The sequence below is a fragment of the Blautia sp. KLE_1732_HM_1032 genome (genome assembly GCF_025147905.1).
Classification (GTDB): Bacteria; Bacillota; Clostridia; order Lachnospirales; family Lachnospiraceae; genus Blautia_A; species Blautia_A fusiformis.
The window spans coordinates 565,100-583,117 of sequence record NZ_CP102266.1; the positions used below are offsets into that span (position 1 = coordinate 565,100).

General features: G+C 45.8%; 14 protein-coding genes. 10 read left to right on the forward strand and 4 right to left on the reverse strand.

Going from position 1 to position 18,018, the window contains the following annotated elements:
- The first annotated feature begins 71 nt into the window (after positions 1-71).
- The 8 genes from NQ489_RS02820 to NQ489_RS02855 all read left to right on the forward strand — a co-directional run bounded on the left by NQ489_RS02820 (position 72) and on the right by NQ489_RS02855 (position 10,417).
- Entirely contained in the window at positions 72-1,004 is a 933-nt protein-coding gene (locus NQ489_RS02820; RefSeq protein ID WP_015525506.1) for a GTP-binding protein, read from the forward strand.
- Positions 988-2,100, forward strand: a complete 1,113-nt coding sequence (locus NQ489_RS02825; RefSeq protein WP_021652868.1) for a DUF3878 family protein — start codon at positions 988-990, stop codon at positions 2,098-2,100. The genes NQ489_RS02820 and NQ489_RS02825 overlap by 17 nt, the downstream gene beginning before the upstream one ends.
- A gap of 136 nt (positions 2,101-2,236) precedes the next feature.
- Positions 2,237-2,470 (forward strand): hypothetical protein, encoded by a 234-nt coding sequence (locus NQ489_RS02830; RefSeq protein ID WP_044962326.1) that lies wholly within the window; start codon positions 2,237-2,239, stop codon positions 2,468-2,470.
- 212 nt (positions 2,471-2,682) lie between these two features.
- Complete coding sequence (locus NQ489_RS02835) at positions 2,683-3,879, forward strand: CobW family GTP-binding protein (protein WP_114001534.1); 1,197 nt, start codon at positions 2,683-2,685, stop codon at positions 3,877-3,879.
- A 122-nt stretch (positions 3,880-4,001) separates the two neighbouring features.
- Positions 4,002-4,952, forward strand: coding sequence for a TIGR03943 family putative permease subunit (locus NQ489_RS02840; RefSeq protein WP_021651300.1), 951 nt, complete (start codon positions 4,002-4,004; stop codon positions 4,950-4,952).
- A 79-nt stretch (positions 4,953-5,031) separates the two neighbouring features.
- Positions 5,032-5,610, forward strand: a complete 579-nt coding sequence (gene pth / locus NQ489_RS02845; RefSeq protein WP_015525511.1) for an aminoacyl-tRNA hydrolase — start codon at positions 5,032-5,034, stop codon at positions 5,608-5,610.
- A gap of 7 nt (positions 5,611-5,617) precedes the next feature.
- Positions 5,618-8,944: a transcription-repair coupling factor gene (mfd, locus tag NQ489_RS02850; protein WP_021651299.1), complete on the forward strand. Its 3,327-nt coding sequence runs from the start codon at positions 5,618-5,620 to the stop codon at positions 8,942-8,944.
- Positions 8,945-9,157: 213 nt separating this feature from the next.
- Positions 9,158-10,417 carry a hypothetical protein gene (locus NQ489_RS02855; RefSeq protein WP_049946995.1) on the forward strand — a complete coding sequence of 420 codons (1,260 nt, stop codon included), beginning with the start codon at positions 9,158-9,160 and terminating at the stop codon, positions 10,415-10,417.
- Positions 10,418-10,523: 106 nt separating this feature from the next.
- Here the strand turns inward: NQ489_RS02855 and NQ489_RS02860 are convergent, their stop codons facing one another.
- Entirely contained in the window at positions 10,524-11,321 is a 798-nt protein-coding gene (locus NQ489_RS02860) for an HAD family hydrolase (RefSeq protein WP_044961449.1), read from the reverse strand.
- Between the two features lie 10 nt (positions 11,322-11,331).
- On the reverse strand, positions 11,332-12,546 hold the full coding sequence (locus NQ489_RS02865; RefSeq protein ID WP_021651296.1) for a DUF4317 domain-containing protein: 1,215 nt from the start codon (positions 12,544-12,546) through the stop codon (positions 11,332-11,334).
- A gap of 821 nt (positions 12,547-13,367) precedes the next feature.
- Between NQ489_RS02865 and NQ489_RS02870 the strand changes: the two genes are divergently transcribed.
- Positions 13,368-14,333, forward strand: a complete 966-nt coding sequence (locus tag NQ489_RS02870) for a hypothetical protein (protein ID WP_044962268.1) — start codon at positions 13,368-13,370, stop codon at positions 14,331-14,333.
- A gap of 69 nt (positions 14,334-14,402) precedes the next feature.
- Here the strand turns inward: NQ489_RS02870 and NQ489_RS02875 are convergent, their stop codons facing one another.
- Together NQ489_RS02875 and NQ489_RS02880 are read right to left on the reverse strand one after the other, a co-directional pair.
- Positions 14,403-15,047 carry a hypothetical protein gene (locus NQ489_RS02875; protein ID WP_021652759.1) on the reverse strand — a complete coding sequence of 215 codons (645 nt, stop codon included), beginning with the start codon at positions 15,045-15,047 and terminating at the stop codon, positions 14,403-14,405.
- A gap of 368 nt (positions 15,048-15,415) precedes the next feature.
- Positions 15,416-15,868: an Hsp20/alpha crystallin family protein gene (locus NQ489_RS02880; RefSeq protein WP_015525518.1), complete on the reverse strand. Its 453-nt coding sequence runs from the start codon at positions 15,866-15,868 to the stop codon at positions 15,416-15,418.
- 515 nt (positions 15,869-16,383) lie between these two features.
- Here NQ489_RS02880 and NQ489_RS02885 point away from each other — a divergent pair.
- On the forward strand, positions 16,384-18,015 hold the full coding sequence (locus NQ489_RS02885) for a glycoside hydrolase family 36 protein (RefSeq protein WP_227945581.1): 1,632 nt from the start codon (positions 16,384-16,386) through the stop codon (positions 18,013-18,015).
- Positions 18,016-18,018: the final 3 nt, after the last annotated feature.

Below are 18,018 nucleotides of genomic sequence, written 5' to 3' on the forward strand. Positions count from 1 at the left end.
CATAAGTAAAGCATATATTTGCATTTATTTTACTGTATGCTCCGGAGAGTTGATAAGGTAAAGGAAGAAATATGATAAAGATCGATCTGATAACCGGATTTCTCGGATCCGGAAAGACAACATTTATAAAAAAATATGCCTCCTATCTTCTGAAAAAAGGCATGAACATCGGGATCCTGGAAAATGATTTCGGGGCAGTGAATGTGGATATGATGCTGCTTCAGGATCTAATGGGAGACAACTGTGAGCTGGAGATGGTTTCCGGGGGCTGTGATGCGGACTGTCACAGACGGCGATTTAAGACAAAGCTGATCGCCATGGGAATGTGCGGTTACGACCGTGTCATCGTAGAACCATCCGGAATCTTTGATGTGGATGAGTTCTTTGACGCCCTCCATGAGGAACCGTTGGATAAATGGTATGAGATCGGAAATGTGATCGCCATTGTGGATGCGAAGCTGGCAGAGGATCTTTCTGCGGAAGCGGATTATCTGCTGGCTTCCGAGGTGGCAGATGCAGGCTATGTATTACTGAGCAGGAGCCAGGAAGCCACGGTGGAAGAGATCAGCAGCACAAAAGAGCATCTCAACCGTGCACTTGGCCAGATTCAGTGCAGGCGCCGTCTGGACAGTGAGATTCTCACCGGAAACTGGGATGATCTCACAGACACAGACCTGGAAAAGATCCTGGATTGCGGGTATGTGGCAGAGGATTACGTGAAGGAATCCTATGCGGAAGGCGGCGGATTTGATTCTCTGTTTTTTATGAACGTTCATAAAAGCGAGGAGGAACTTCATGAAACTGCAGAAAGGATCCTGAATGATCCATCTTGCGGAGATGTTTTTCGCGTAAAAGGTTTTCTCAGAAAAGAAGATGGACAGTGGCTGGAGCTGAATGCTACCCGCCATGAGATCTGCATCCGGCCGGCAAAGCTGGGACAGGAGATCATGATCGTTATTGGGGAGAAACTGAATAAAGAGGTAATTGATGGATACTGGAAATAATACTGCAGGAAAAACAGCACCGGAGAGATATGTCTCAGAGAAGGCCTTTGAAGAGCTGCCAGATACCTTTCAGAAGCTTGCAGAGCTGCTTGGAGAAGATCAGTTTGAACTGGTGGCAGTGAATGATGAGAAAGATCCGCAGGATCAGAAAGCAGCTTCAGAAAGTGCTTTTTCGGAAGCAATTGCGGAAAAGTCCGATGACAATATGTACAGAGTGGATTCTTATGTAAAAAACGGCGAAATCCGTCTTGTGTATCTTATGAATGATGCGGTAGAAAGCTTTCTTGTTTTTGGAAATGCCCGTATGACAGGTGTATACAAACCGGATTACGAGGGCGAGATCCTGGCAGATTTAAGCCGGCAGGGGAGAGAATATATCCTTGTGGTCCACCAGGATGATTCGGTGGTGACTTTGTTTTTTGAAACTCTGTCTCTGGAAAAACATCTCTACGATTACAGCCGGATCGGTCATTTCTGGGTAGAAGGGTATGAATACTTACGGCAGCTGGAATATCGGCTGGCGATCCTCCGCGACAAATATGATTATATAGGCGGGGACAGCTGCAACGCTCTGGAGGAGAAGCTTTCTGCACTGGTGGAATTTCCGCCATTGAATTACTGCTGTTATCCTGCTGTTCCGGAAAAGTATATTGTTCCCAGGGAAAATCCGTGGATTCCCTCGGAAAAGGCATTTGAGGTAATGGGAGAGATCGCAAGGCAGGCAGGAGACCGTACCTTTGTCAGGTGGCTTGAAATTTACCGGAAACTTCCGTTTAAATGGGTAGCACGGAAACTGGCAGGAATGCTTCACCGTACAAAACACATCCAGGTAACGATGTGCCTTTCTGAAAAGCTGCGGGAAGCTTCATCCGGATATGGGAATCGTTCTTTTGGAAAAGAAGCCGATGAAGAACTTAGAGTTCTTACAGAAAAAGCCAGGACAAAGCAGGCAGAGCTGAACGAGCAGGGTATGGGATCCGAAGTACTCAGGGAAGAACCGTTTACCATTGCCAGAGATTCTCTGGGATTTAAGGTTTATCTCATGAAATGGAACAAGGGAAGAAAAGACTGTACCGTTGAAATTGAAGAAATATGACGAAATATATATAGATCCGTAGAGAATATCTGTGAAGTGTTTTTGCCCGGCAGGGATTGCTTTTTTAAAAACACTGGGGTATAATCTAACGGAAAGAGTTAAGAACAGCCCTTTAATAAGAAAGGAGATTTTTAAAATGAAAGTAACACATATTACAGATATTGATAAATTTTTTGAGGTAATTGACAGCTGCAAGGGTAGAGTAGAGCTTGTAACAGGAGAGGGAGACAGACTGAACCTGAAATCCAAGCTTTCCCAGTATGTATCTCTTGCAAACATCTTTTCCGCTGGTGAGATCCCGGAGCTTGAGATCGTTGCAGCAGAGAAAGAGGATATCGACAAGCTTATGAGCTTTATGATCAACGGCTGATAGGAAGAACGATTTTCAGGGATGTGAGCTTTTCACATCCCTCTATTAATCTGAATATAAAGCAGAATAGGAATGTCTGTTTTGTAAAATGGATATAATGACAGCAGATACAGAAACAGGTATTTTTTTCTCTGTCATCATGAGCATAACAGGATACAACCAGGGGGTATAATACTTCCTGGTCAAACTACGTTAAAAGGAGTGTATACAAAATGGTTAAAATTGATATTATCTCCGGTTTCCTTGGCGCCGGAAAAACAACTCTGATCAAAAAGCTTCTGAAGGACGGATTTCAGGGTGAGCAGGTAGTTCTGATCGAGAACGAGTTCGGTGAGATCGGTATTGACGGCGGATTTCTGAAAGAGGCAGGGATCCAGATCCGTGAGATGAACTCCGGATGTATCTGCTGCTCTCTGGTAGGAGATTTCGGAACCTCTCTGAAAGAGGTTGTTACCAAATATGATCCGGACAGGATCCTGATCGAGCCGTCAGGAGTTGGTAAGCTTTCTGATGTTATCAAGGCTGTACAGGGTGTTCAGGACGAGGTTGACATTAAACTGAACAGCTATACAACTGTTGTTGATGCAAAAAAATGCAAAATGTATATGAAGAACTTCGGTGAGTTCTTTGATAATCAGATCCAGTATGCAGGTGCTATCATCATGAGCCGTACCGATATTGCAAGTGAGAAAAAGGTTCAGGAGTCCCTGGAGCTTCTCCGCAGCCTGAATAAGGATGCTGCTATCATTACAACTCCGATCGAGAATCTTGACGGTAAGAAACTGGTAGAGGTTATGGAGCATCCGGTATCCCTGGAGCAGGAGATGCTTGAGGAGGAGCATGAGCATCATCATCACCACGACGGAGAGTGTGGCTGCGGCCATGATCATGAAGAGCATGAGCATCACCATCACCACGACGGAGAGTGCGGCTGTGGCCATGATCATGAAGAGCATGAGCATCATCACCATGACGGAGAGTGCGGCTGTGGCCATGATCATGAAGAGCATGAGCATCACCATCACCACGACGGAGAGTGCGGCTGCGGCCATGATCATGAAGAGCATGAGCATCACCATCACCACGACGGAGAGTGTGGCTGTGGACATGACCACCACCATCATCATGCAGATGAGGTCTTCACAAGCTGGGGCCGTGAGACTATTAAAAAATATACACGTGAGGGACTTGAGAAGATCCTTGAGGCACTTTCCGAGTCTGATAAATACGGTATCATCCTCCGTGCAAAGGGAATGCTTCCGGCAGAAGACGGAACATGGATCTATTTTGATATGGTTCCGGAAGAAACTGAGATCCGTGAGGGTGCACCGGAATATACAGGCCGTCTGTGCGTGATCGGTTCTAAGCTTGACGAGCATGCACTGGAGGAGCTTTTCGGGATCGCATAAAGCATATGATAAAATAAATGTCCGTTTTGACGCAAAGCCAAAGCGGAATACAGATATAGATTGTTACAGAAAGGAAACAGATACTATACATTAAATCGTACAGTATCTGATAGGATGGATTTATGGAAGAGACCAGAGTACCCGTTTATCTGATCACAGGTTTTCTGGAAAGCGGCAAGACCTCTTTCCTGAGCTTTACCCTGCAGCAGGATTACTTTCAGATCGATGGAAAAACACTGCTGATCCTTTGCGAAGAGGGTGAGGAAGAATATGATGAGGAAGCACTGAAACAGTGCAATACTGTTGTGGAGAGCATTGACAGCGAGGAAGAGCTTACACCGGAACGACTTGCGGCAATGGAGATCCTGCATCAGCCGGAGCGGGTGATCATTGAGTATAATGGCATGTGGCTGGTAAGTAAATTCGAAGAAATGGAAAAACCGGAAGGCTGGGGCGTGGAGCAGCATATCACCTGTGTGGATGCAAGTACATTCCAGGTCTATATGGCGAATATGAAGTCCCTTTTTATGGACATGGTCCGCAATGCGGATATGGTTATCTTTAACCGCTGCCAGGAGAACGATCCGCTTCCTTCTTACAGAAGAAGCATCAAGGTGGTGAACCAGCGTGCGGAGATCATCTTTGAGGATGAAGAGGGTGAGCTTGGTGATCTTTTTGAGGATGAGATGCCATTTGATATTGATGCCCCGGTGATCGATATCCTTCCGGAGGATTATGGTATCTGGTTTGTGGATTCCATGGATCATCCGGACCGTTATGTCGGAAAAACCGTTCACTTTAAAGCACGTGCCCTGAAGCCGCGTGGAATGGGAAGCAAATTCTTTGTTCCCGGAAGAACAGCCATGACATGCTGTGCAGATGATACCACATTCCTTGGTTACATCTGCAAGAGCGCTTTTGCTCCGAAGATCGCAGAAGGCCAGTGGGTGGATGTTACTGCGAAGGTTGCGTTTGAGAAGAGAATGGAATATCAGGGAGAGGGAATCGTACTTTACGCAGAGCATGTAGAAGTTTGTGAGCCACTTGCTGATGAGATGGTATATTTCAACTGATACGATCAGAGCATTTGTATGCCTTAAGGCATAAGAAGGCCTGACATTGAAACAGGTAGATTACAGCTGAGGAGTTTTTATGTATTTAATTGCAGGTTTGGGAAATCCGGGAAAGCAGTATGAGGCTACACGCCACAATATGGGCTTTGACACCGTTGACTGTCTTGTGGAGAAGCATAATATCCCGCAGGGCGGCGTAAAATTTAATGCCATGTATGGAAAAGGTATCATCGGCGGTGAAAAAGCTATTCTGATGAAACCGCTTTCCTATATGAATTTAAGCGGCGGTCCGATCCAGGAGATGTCCGGCTATTTCAAGATCGATCCGGAGACAGAGCTGATCGTGATCTACGATGATATCGATCTGGAGCCTGGGCAGCTTCGTATCCGCAAAAAAGGCAGTGCAGGCGGACATAACGGGATCAAGGATATTATCCGCCGCCTTGGAACTGAAAAATTTATCCGCATCCGTGTTGGTGTCGGTGCAAAACCGAAAGACTGGGATCTGGCAGATTTTGTGCTGGGTCATTTTTCGGACAGTGACCGCAAGCTTGTGGATGAAGGGATCAATGATGCGGCAGAGGCTGTGGAGATGATCCTGTCCGAGGGCGTAGATGCGGCGATGAATAAATATAACAGGAAAAAGCCTAAGAATTGAGGTTTGTATGGAAGCATTTTTGCATCCTCTGCAGGGTCTTGCAGAGTTTGAAGGAATAAAAAAGCGCTGTGGCGCAAACTGCGGAATTCTCAATGTTTCCGGATGCATGGAGTCCCAGAAGGTCCATCTGATGTATGGACTTTCCGGGCTTTTTCCATATCATCTGATCCTTGCGGATGATGAGCGCAACGCAAAGGAAATCTATGAGGATTACCGCTTCTATGACAAAAATGTATATTTTTATCCGGCAAAGGATCTTCTGTTTTTTCAGGCAGATATTCACGGAAATCTTCTGATCCGGCAGCGGATGCGTGTGATCCGGGCACTTCTGGAACAGGAAGAAGTGACCGTTGTTACCAGCATCGACGGATGTATGGATTTCCTGATGCCGCTGGAAAAGATCAGAAGCAGACTTCTTCATTTTAAAAGTGACAGTGTGATCGATCTGGATCAGCTGAAGGAAGAGCTGGTAGAGCTGGGGTATGAACGCACTGGTCAGGTAGAGCTTCCGGGGCAGTTTTCTGTGCGTGGAGGAATCATTGATATCTATTCGCTGACAGAGGATAATCCCTGGCGTATTGAACTGTGGGATGATGAGGTGGATTCTATCCGGAGCTTTGATGCGGAAAGTCAGAGATCTCTGGAAAATGTAGATGAAATTACGATTTATCCGGCCGCAGAAAAGATGGACGGAGAAGATATGGTATCCTTTCTGGAGTATTTTCCGGAAGAAAAAACACTGGTATTTCTGGATGAACTGAACCACCTGGCAGAAAACGGCGAGGGTGTGGAGGAAGAGTACCGTCAGAGTCGTATGCACAGAGAGGAAAAAGGCGAGGCAAATCTTCCGGAGCAGTGGCTATGTGGCTTTCAGGAACTGCAGAAGAAGCTGAACAGACGGAATTGTGTGGCTGTATCCGCACTTTCTCCCAGACGTTCCGGATGGAAGATCAATGAGGAATTTGATCTTACGGTGAAGTCTGTAGATTCTTATAACAGCAGCTTTGAACTTCTGGTAAAGGATCTCCTTCAGTATAAGAGTCAGGGATACCGGATCGCATTGCTCTCCGGTTCCAGGACCAGGGCGGAGCGTCTGGCAAAGGATCTTTCAGAGGAAGGACTGAATGCTTTTTACAGCCAGGACATGGATCGTATCATCAGTCCCGGGGAGATCATGGTGGTCTATGGTCACGCAAGACGTGGCTTCCAGTATCCGCTGATCAAATTTGCAGTGATGACGGAAACCGATATTTTCGGCAAAGAGCAGAAAAAGCGCAAAAAAAAGAAAAAGTACAGCGGAAACAGGATCCAGGATTTTGCAGAGCTTTCCATTGGTGATCTTGTTGTTCATGAAAAGCACGGACTGGGTATTTACCGTGGAATCGAAAAGGTAGAGGTTGATCGTGTTGTGAAGGATTACATCAAGATCGAATACCGGGGCGGCAGTAATCTCTATATCCTGGCAACCCAGCTGGATGCTTTGCAGAAATATTCAGGATCCTCCGAAAACGCAAAAACGCCCAAGCTGAACAAGCTTGGCGGTCAGGAGTGGAATAAGACCAAGAGCCGTGTTAAGGGTGCAGTAAAAAATATCGCAAAAGAGCTGGTTGAGCTTTATGCAGTCCGCCAGGAGAAAGAGGGGTATGTCTGCGGACCGGATACCGTATGGCAAAAGGAATTTGAGGAGATGTTTCCTTATGAGGAGACAGAGGATCAGCTGGCAGCCATTGAGGATACCAAGAGAGATATGGAAAGCACCAGGATCATGGACCGTCTTGTGTGTGGTGACGTTGGTTACGGAAAGACGGAGGTGGCTTTAAGAGCTGCGTTTAAGGCAGTACAGGAAAGCCGGCAGGTGGTTTATCTGGTCCCTACTACCATTCTTGCCCAGCAGCATTACAATACCTTTGTACAGCGTATGAAAGAATTTCCGGTGAAGGTGGAGCTTCTCTGCCGTTTCCGGACATCTGCCCAGCAGAAAAAGACCATCGAAGGGATCAAAAAGGGGCAGGTAGATATTGTGATCGGCACCCACAGAGTTCTTTCAAAAGATGTGGAATTTAAAAATCTTGGACTTCTGATCATTGATGAGGAGCAGCGCTTCGGTGTTACTCACAAGGAGAAGATCAAGCAGATGAAAAAAGATGTGGATGTACTGACGCTGACGGCAACGCCGATTCCGAGGACTCTTCATATGAGTCTCATCGGTATCCGTGATATGAGCGTTCTGGAAGAGCCGCCGATGGATCGTGTGCCGATCCAGACATACGTTATGGAGTACGATGAGGAGACTGTTCGGGAAGCCATCCGCAGGGAGCTTCGCCGGGGTGGACAGGTGTATTACGTATATAATCGAGTCAATGACATTGCCGAAGTAGCCCTTCGGATATCCAGACTTGTGCCGGAGGCCAGAGTGGATTTTGCACATGGACAGATGAGTCAGAGGGAACTGGAGCAGGTAATGTATGATTTTATCAATGGAGATGTGGATGTACTGGTTTCCACCACTATTATTGAGACAGGACTGGATATTTCCAACGTAAACACCATGATCATCCATGATTCGGACAGATATGGCCTTTCCCAGCTTTATCAGCTCCGTGGGCGTGTAGGACGTTCCAACAGGACTGCTTATGCATTCCTGATGTATACCAAAAACAAGATGCTCCAGGAGACCGCGGAGAAACGGCTCAGCGCCATGCGGGAGTATTCAGACCTTGGAAGCGGTTTTAAGATAGCTATGAAGGATCTGGAGCTTCGTGGAGCAGGAAATCTTCTCGGTGCGCAGCAGCATGGGCATATGAACGCAGTTGGTTATGACCTTTACTGTAAGATGCTCAGTGAGGCTGTCAAGGAGGCAAAGGGAATCCGGACTATGGATGATTTTGAGACGACCATTGATCTCAACATTGATGCATTTATCCCGGATTCCTATATCGGCAACGAGTTCCAGAAGCTGGATATTTATAAGCGTATTGCCGGTATTGAAAGCCAGCAGGAGTATGATGACATGCTGGAGGAGCTGATCGACCGTTTTGGTGAGCCGACAAAAGCTGTGTTGAATCTTCTTGCCATTGCAAGGCTGAAGGCTCTTGCCCATCAGGGATATGTGACGGAGATCAAGCAGCTTGGAAAAGATGTCCGGATCACGCTCTATGAAAAGGCCAAGCTGGATCCCGCAGGTATTCCAGCTATTATGGCGCAGTACCGGAGAGGTTTGCAGTTTAAGGCTGATCATGAGCCGAAATTTATCCTGACACCACAGGGAAGGCTGATCGAAGAGCTGATGAAGTTTGCGGGGGAGCTGGCAAAACTGGCAGAGCCACTGGAGTAAAGGGAAGAATCAGCTAAGCTTAGGGTTATCCACGGGAAAAAACATCCGGTTTGTGGATACCGGATATTTTCCCGGAAAGACTTGTGGATAATTTGTGAAATGTCGTGTAAGTTCGTGAAATTCCTTGCTCTTAAAGGTGAAAACGTTTATAATCAAGTATTATGGAATAAGAGCCGGACCGTGATTCTTATGGACGGATAGATGGAGGATGAAATGAGAAATTCAGTAAAGAAAGCGGCAGTTACTGCTCTTGTCTGCGTTACAGCGGCAGGAATGATGGCAGGCTGCGGAAATAAAAAACTCGATGGTACAAAGATCGCAGTGACAGTCAATAAGCAGGAAATCCCGTTTGGCGTTGTAAGTCTGGCAGCACGTATGCAGCAGGCACAGGCTGAGGCAATGTACAAGATGTATCTTGGCGGCGGAAGCGATATGTCTATCTGGAGTACCAAAATGGATGATGATTCCGATGAGACTTACGGTGAAAATGCGGTAACAACTTCTGTTGAAACTGTTGAAAAGATGTGTCTGGAGAAAGAACACGCTTCCGAGTATGATGTTGAAATCACAGATGATGAGCAGAAGGCTCTTGAGGAAGCTGCCAAGAACTTTATGGCTGCCAATTCCGATGAGACAATTGCAGAGCTTGCAGTTGATGAAGATATGGTGAAGACTTTCCTCGAGCTTGAAACATACGATGTGAAGATGAAGGATGCCATTGAAGCCAAAGCGGACGTGAAGCTGGATGAGAAAGAATATCAGCAGATGTCCTTCAGCTATGCAAGTGCAAAGGTCAGCGGAGATGATCTTTCCGATGATGATATCAAGAAGAATAAAGAGAATCTTCAGAAGTTCTATGACAAGGTTAAAGAGGATCCGGCTGCAGATTTCAATACTCTTGGAGATGAGATCTCCAAGGATATGACCGCAACAACCGGAACATGCCCTACCTATGAGGAAGGTGATGACAGTGCTGCCAATGGAACTACTTATCCGGATGAGGTTCGTACCGCTTTAAGAAAGCTGGATGAAGGTGCACTGAACGAGGAGATCATAAAGACAGATTCCGTATGGTATGTTGTGAGACTGGATTCCAAGAATGATAAAACTGCAACGGAGAGTAAGAAAGAGTCTCTGACAAACACTAAGAAGGATGATTTCTATAATGATACAACAGATGGCTGGAAGAAGAAAGCAGATATCAAAGAAGAGAAAAAACTGATCAAGAAGATCAAGATCACAGATAATCACAGCTTTACGATCCAGACTCCAACTCCGACACCGGACCCGGATGTAACTGAGACACCGACAGCAGATTCTGCAGAGGCTGAGGCAACCGAGACACCGGCAGCTGAGGAGCAGACCGATGTGACTGAGACACCGGAGACAGAGGGAGATTCTGCAAAGGCTGATGAGGAGACTGCAGACAGTACAGAATCTGAGGCAGCTGCTACACCGGAAGCTGAGAAATAAGATACAATGTTTACAATGGAATGATAAGAGAAAAGACAACGAGCCGTGTACGGATTTATCGTACACGGCTCGTTTTTTGTAATGCTCATGCCTGCTTTACGGATCATCAGATCAGATCGAGATGCTCCAGTGCGTGAAGAATCCCGTCCCTGTCGACTGCGCTTGTCTGGTATGTGCAGTGCTTTTCGATGCCTCCGTAAGCATTTCCCATAGCAACGCCGACTCCGGCAGCTTTCAGCATGGGAAGGTCGTTGGGACTGTCTCCGAATGCATAGCAGTCTTCCTTGGGGATGGAAAGGCGGTCCAGGAGAAATTCCATGCCTGTGGCTTTGCTGGTACCCTTTTGTGTGACTTCCCAGATTCCGTCTCCGTGATCAAAATAGGTGTAATGATCATTACAGAAGCTGCGGAATTTTTCGACATCGGAATCCGGCAGCATATGTACCAGGAATTTGTCATAGGAGTAAGTGCAGGCATCCTCCCGATTGAATTTCGTGATGTCGACCATTGGAATTTCTTTTCGCATTTTGACTCCGAATTCGGACTGGGCCGGAGATGCGCCATCATACAGGATCTCAGTGTTGGATTCAAAAATTGCCTCGATCTTGCATTTGCGGAGAAGGTCTACGGTTTCCTTGCACAGAAGATTTGGGACTGTGCGGAAAAAAAGCAATTTGTTGTCCATATAAATGTGGGTTCCACAGCCGTATATATAGCCATCGAAATGAAGCTCTGAGAGTGCAGAGGGCATCATTACTTTGGTGCGGCCGGTGTTGATGAAAAGAAGATGACCGTTTTCATGGGCTTTTGTGAGGGCGCGGCTGGTGCTCTCCGGAACCTTGAAGGGGTGAGGCGTAAGCAGTGTGCCGTCTATGTCGAAGAACAGGATTTTTTTATCGTTCATAAGGTCTCCTTTAAAATGGGATTTCTTCTTCGGTGTTACTGTTATCAATGTCAGTAATATCATTAACAGGAAGCGGTTCTGCGGATGTATCTTCAACAGAGTTCAGTGTGCTGACACGGATGCCGTTGAGTTCTATTTCACTTTCCATGGGGATCACAAGGCATTTTCGACCATCGATGATGCGGGTTTCTACCAGTTCTGCCCGGTCCGGTGCTACGTGGATCACCACGTCAGGGGTTTTGATCTCAAATTTCCGGGTGTTGGTGATGTTGGATGCTACCAGAGCTGATTTTTCTCCTGCGGCAAGCTCATACTGTTCATCGAAGTTCAGGAGCTTTTCGTCTTCTACGCCGCATTCTTCGAAGAGACGTTTGACTTCGGATTTGGTGAGGACAACAGGTTCCGGTTCGTCCTTCTGGGATTCGATGAGATCGTTGAGTTTTTCGTGGATTTCAAGGACTGTGTCGTAGGCACAGTCGTCACCAAGGGTTTCTTCCACCAGAGCATTGAAGGAGTCACGCTGGGTTCCGGCAGATAGTGGTGTGGTGCAGCCGAAGACTTCTTCCATCATGGTGGAGCGGAGATTTTCGGCGTTTTTGGTGTAGTAGAGAAGTCCGTGGATATCGGTACTGCGGTCGTTGAACTGTGGGAAAAGGAAGCCCCAGTCAGGCATTTCTACCAGCCAGTCCCGGATACGGTCTTCAATATTGTTTGTCTCTGCATTGTAATGCAGGCCTGCTTTGGAGAGCTTGACCGGGCAGATACTGCAGAGGATGTGATCGTAGATCTCATCGGAAGCGTCGAACATTTCGGCACCGTCGGAGGATTTGCCGGGGATGTCGTAGACTGCGTGGATGAGGATGATGTAGTAGTTTTCACCGTAGTCGTAGTTTTCTATGATTCTGTCGTAGAAGGCTTCGGTGAGGGTGTCGTCGGTGAGTTTGCTTTTGCGGAGTTTCATGAGGAAGTTTTGGGTTCCGCCTTCGGTTTCCTGATTCAGAGGAAATTCCATGTTGATGAGGTTTTTTCCGATGGTGCCGGTGAGGGTTTTTCGGAAGATGTCGAAGTATTTGAAGGTTTCTTCCTCTGATAAGGATAAGAAGGCTTCTTTGAGTTCGGTTTTTTTGTTTTTTTCACCGTCTACGTAGCAGCCGCAGATGCGGGTGATGGAGCAGCGGTCAGGGGTGAATTGTTTTTTTATTTCTGCGATTTCTTTTTTGTTCATGTGTGGTTTACCTCGGTTTTTTAATTAGTTTGATTATAGCACAGGTGTTTGGTGGGGGCAAGATGACGCGGACGGACGTGTGAGATTTGCAGCAGAAGTCCGGGTGCCGTCGTTTCGCCTGGTCATACTAAGCGTCTGAGGTGTCTCACGGAGCGGCCGGCCCATAACTCGCCATGTACGCTGATGCGTACCTGGCTCAGACAGATGGGCCTTACCCTGCGGCTTGTGGCCGCCGGGTACCTCTCCGTGAACCACCTCAGACGCTAAGTATGGACCAAGGCTCACTCCAAAGCACCCGGACTTCTGCTGCAAACCTCACACTGTGCGGTCATGGTGGGAGGGATAGAGTGGTCTGACGGGAGTTGGATGAGTCATCAGCGCTGCGCTGGATGGCTGGGAGGAAAGGCTGAGTTTCCTTGTGGTTTGCCGGGGAGGTTGTGAGCGTCGGTGCGTTGCTGGACGCCTGTAGTTTGGAAGCCTGAGATTCTATGTGTTTGTTAGGGAGGTTGTGAGCGTCGGCGCGTTGCTGGACGCCTGTAGTTTGGAAGGTTGAGATTCCATGTGGTTTGGAGGGAGGTTGTGAATGTCGGTGCGTTGCTGGACGCTGGAAGGTGGTGTCGAAATTTGGAGATGGTTTTTTGTGGTGTTGTGGTGGGATGTGTGGTATGATTTGTATATCTTATAAGATCTATCCATTTATTTGGTTTCTTTTTGCTTCAATGTCTGAAGCGTTTTTTCAAAAAATATTTATAAAAACTGTATACAGGGTTTCTGAAGTGTTTGGTTGATGGTATAATTGTATATACCAGAAGGAGTATTGTTTGAGAGATAATACGATTTTTGATGATGTTTTTCGTACTATGATGGAGAAAATGACGTTTCTGGTCGTGCCTTTGATCAATGATGTTTTTCATACATCATACCCGGCTGATGTGGAGATTGTGCAGCTGCGTAATGAGTATCAGCGGGTGGATGGTGAGATTATTACGGATTCGCGGCTGTTGATCGGAAACAGGATTTATCATATAGAATGTCAGAGTACGGATGACACGACAATGGCTGTACGGATGATAGAGTATGATTTTGCAACTGCTGTTGAGTTTGCCAGAAAGCAGGGACGGAGGTATCGGATGGAGTTTCCACGTTCTTGTGTGTTGTATCTGAGAAATAGTAGGAATACGCCGGATTTTCTGGAAGTGGATGTGGTTTTTCCGGATGGAGGATGTCATTTGTACAGAGTGCCTGCCATTAAAGTAGAGAATTATACAAAAGATAAGATATTTGAAAAGAGTCTTCTTATGCTGCTTCCTTTTTATATCATGCGATATGAAAAAAGAGGGCATGAGATGAGTGAGAATCCACAACTTTTTCAGGAATTACTGAATGAATATGAAGTGATCCGGAGTAAACTGGAGGTAGAGATCACTGAATCTGGAAGGTCTGAACTGTTCAGTGATCTGATTGGACTGATAACTCGGATATCTGATCATATTTTCAGAAATGAGGAGAAAGTCCGGAAAGGAATAGGTGAGATTATGGGTGGACATGTTCTGGAACTGGAATCTGAGAAAAGGGCAAGACTGATGGCGGAAGCTAAAGAACAGGCTGAAGCACTGGGGCGAGAACAGGGAATGGCTCAGGGAATGGCTCAGGGAATGGCCCAGGGGGAAGAACGACTTAGTGTTCTGATCAACAGGCTTATACTTGATAATCGTGGTAATGAGATTCAGAAGGTTGTTACAGATAAAGAAATGCGTGAAGCTATGTACAGAGAATATCAATTATAATAAGAAAAGATAAAGAGAATCCCCCACTGGTTTTGCTATCCATGGGGGATTCGTTGATTGATCTGAATCTTATAATACAGAATATCCGTAACTGCTGACAATAGCATCGATCTTCTGGCGGTTTTTGCACAGTGGGCAGTTGTCAGAGCGGTAGGAGTGATAGTCCGGGATGTCTCTGGCCTGAAAGATAGAGTGGACAGGGAGTGTGGCTACACTGTCTACACTGCTGTAGATGGCTGCCACGCCGCGGATTTTACCGCCATAGTACAGAACGCTTTCGATAGCTCGGTTCAATGTGGATCCGGTGGTGATGGAACCATTTAGGACGAGGATGTTTTTTCCATTGATCATTGGTTCATAGTTGTCGCGGAAGATCATCTGCCCGGTGCTGTTGAACTCAGGGGTGATGACGTAGATGGTCTGGTGTGCGTTCATGGAAAGGACGCCGGCTTTGGTCAGTTCTTCGGCGAGATAAGCACCGATCACTTCAAGTCCGTCCATGCAGACGATGGTGTCTACCGGAATGGATGCTTCGTAATTTGCTGCGAGAGCGGATGCAATACGCTGTGCTTCAGCGCATCTGGATTTCATAGTAGTGAGATCCAGGTAGTGTGTGATATGGGACTGGGATGTTACGAAGTGTCCCGGAATCATTTTAAGCTGTATGCGGTTGTCAGTGCGTGCATAAATTTTTATGATGTTGTCCTGATCCATAATAAAAACCTCCTGTCGTGATCGTGTTTTACGTGGTTGTTCAGGAGAATTATCCTGAAGGATTACGAAACAGATTTATTTAACCGAATGCGGATTGCAAATATCCGATTAGCTGTGCATATTATACCATTAATTTCAAAAAAATGAAATAATATAATGCAAAATATATAAAAAATATTCAAAAAATCAAGCGTATTTGTTAAAAAATATCCAATATCATGAAAACTTTGACAATAGGATCATTACTATAGAGTGAAAGTACTTGTGAGTACGTAGTAAATTGGAAAGAGAGTGTCATATGTATTATTGCGTATAAAAAAGAGGAGGAGAATCCCTAAGGATCCTCCCCCTGTGAGAGTGAGTCAATATCAGCCTTCAATAGATACATATTTATCAGCTTCAATCTCTTCAGCTGCTTTTTTCGGAATAGAAAGTCTCAGAACACCGTTCTCAAATTTTGCATGGACATCTTCGTTTTTTACACCATTACCAACATAGAAGCTTCTGCTTGTGCTGCCGGCATAACGTTCACGGCGGATATAATTGCCTTTCTTGTCTTCCTCGTCTTTGTCAAGACCCTTGGCAGCGGAGATGGTAAGATAACCATCCTTCAGCTGTACCTGTACTTCATCTTTCTTAAATCCTGGAAGATCTACATCCAGCTCATAGCCTTTATCTGTTTCACGTACATCAGTTTTCATGATATTTTTTGCATGTTTGCCATAAAGAGGGTTCTTTCCGCTAAAGAAATTATCTCTGAATCCAAAATCATCCATCCAGTCATCAAATAAGTTTTCTCCAAATACACTCGGGAACATCATAAGTCATTTCTCCTTTCAAATTGAAAAGCCGTTCCGGTGGATCAAGAAATCCAACTGTTGCCGGTATATAGTTACCACTTCGGGTTATTCCGCAGTGGTGATCGTTTGGTTTTATTCTGAACATCTGGAAGTTCTTTTTTATCTTCTCCTTTGTTCTATATGTAATATAACACCTGTTGCTAGCAAAGTCAAGAGGCGAGTGCTAAAAAGTTGTGAAGAATTTGTGTTCCGTAAAATGAAAAACTAATTTCCACCTTTAGCCCTTTATGTTCTTATATTAAAAAGCGAATCGGACAAGGTCTGAAAAGCTTATGCAGATTGAACATTCTGCAATGTTATAATAACTTTAAAGCATAGAAAAAACCAAAAAAATCAATATAATAAGGCATATAGACAAAATGTATTAAAAAAATTTTTCGTACATTCTTCTGAGTTGAACAGACGATAGAAAGACAGTGTTCATGAGTATGCAGGTAAAGCAAAATGTAAATGAAAAAGTACAGGAGGAGAGAATAATGCAGAAAAAATATGCAGATTTTAAGCTTGGGGTACCGGATTATGTAACAGTGGAAACAGAAGAGGAGAGACTTGTGTGCCAGGGAGGGCAGACGACAGTAGCTGCCGGTGCAACTACTGTGGAATTTCAGGACGCAGGTGAACATGAGGATATATTTGTCACATCCGAGGATGCAGTGAGATGTGTGAAACTGAGATGGAACTATAAGATCCCGAAATCAGCCAGATTTCTGGGAGATGCCTGGGAACGTACCTATGGTGATGCGGAATGGCATGGAATGAGCGGAAACCGTTATCTGCCATGGTATTTTCTGGCGAAGTTTTCTGAGAAGGTTCTCTGCTTTGGTGTAAAGGTCCGTCCTTCTGCTATGTGCTGCTGGCAGGTGGATACCAAAGGAATTACTTTGTTTCTGGATGTTCGCTGCGGAAATACAGGAGTACAGCTGAAAGGAAGAAAGCTGTGTGCCGCACAGATCGTCGGCATGGAAGCAGAAGGAGCAGATACTTTTGAAACTGCACAGAAATTCTGTGAAAAAATGTGTACAGATCCGATCTTCCCGGAGTTTCCGGTATATGGAAGCAATAACTGGTATTATGCTTACGGTGACAGCTCCGAAGAGGAGATCTTAAGTGATACCGATTATATCCTGAAACTGACCGAAGGTGTAAAAAATCCTCCGTTCATGGTCATTGATGACTGCTGGCAGGAGCATCACCGCCTGGATGAATACAACGGTGGACCCTGGACAAAAGGCAATGCCAGATTTCCGGATATGAAAGGTCTTGCAGACAAGCTGGAGAAAAAAGGTGTCCGCCCGGGTATCTGGGTCCGTCTGCTTCTTAATGAAGATGAGAATATCCCGGATGAGTGGAGAATTTCCTATAATGACTGTCTCGATCCGTCCCACCCGGATGCACTGGAATATATCCGTAAAGATATCGAGAGGATCTGTGATTGGGGATACACGCTGATCAAGCATGATTTTTCTACCTTTGATCTCTTTGGGAAATGGGGATTTGAGGCGAATTTAAGAGACAATTCCATGGAGAAATGGCATTTTTATGATCAGACCAAAACCAGCGCAGAAATCGTAAAAATGCTTTATCAGGAGATTTATGATGCTTCCCGGAGCAACAACGCAATGATCATCGGCTGCAATACCATCGGACATCTCGGCGCAGGCCTGATGCATCTGAACCGGACCGGTGACGATACCAGCGGACGTATCTGGGAGCGTACCAGACGAATGGGCGTAAATACGCTGGCATTCCGTCTTCCGCAGCACAATACGTTTTACCATATTGATGCAGACTGTGTCGGTATTTTCGGAATGATCCCATGGGAGAAAAATCGTCAGTGGGCAGACGTTCTTGCAAAGAGCGGTACACCACTGTTTGTATCCGCAAAACCTGGAGTTTTGAATCCGGAGGAATTTGAGGAGCTGCATCAGATCATGCTGCGTGCATCAGAACAGGAAGAGCATTTTGTTCCGCTTGACTGGGAAGAAATCGACTGCCCGGAGGTATGGGGAGAAAACGGCGAAACTATCACTTATGACTGGTTTGACAACGAAGGTCCGACCATGGATGCTACGGTGGAGTACTATAATGCCAAGGTAGTTGTTCCGTAAATC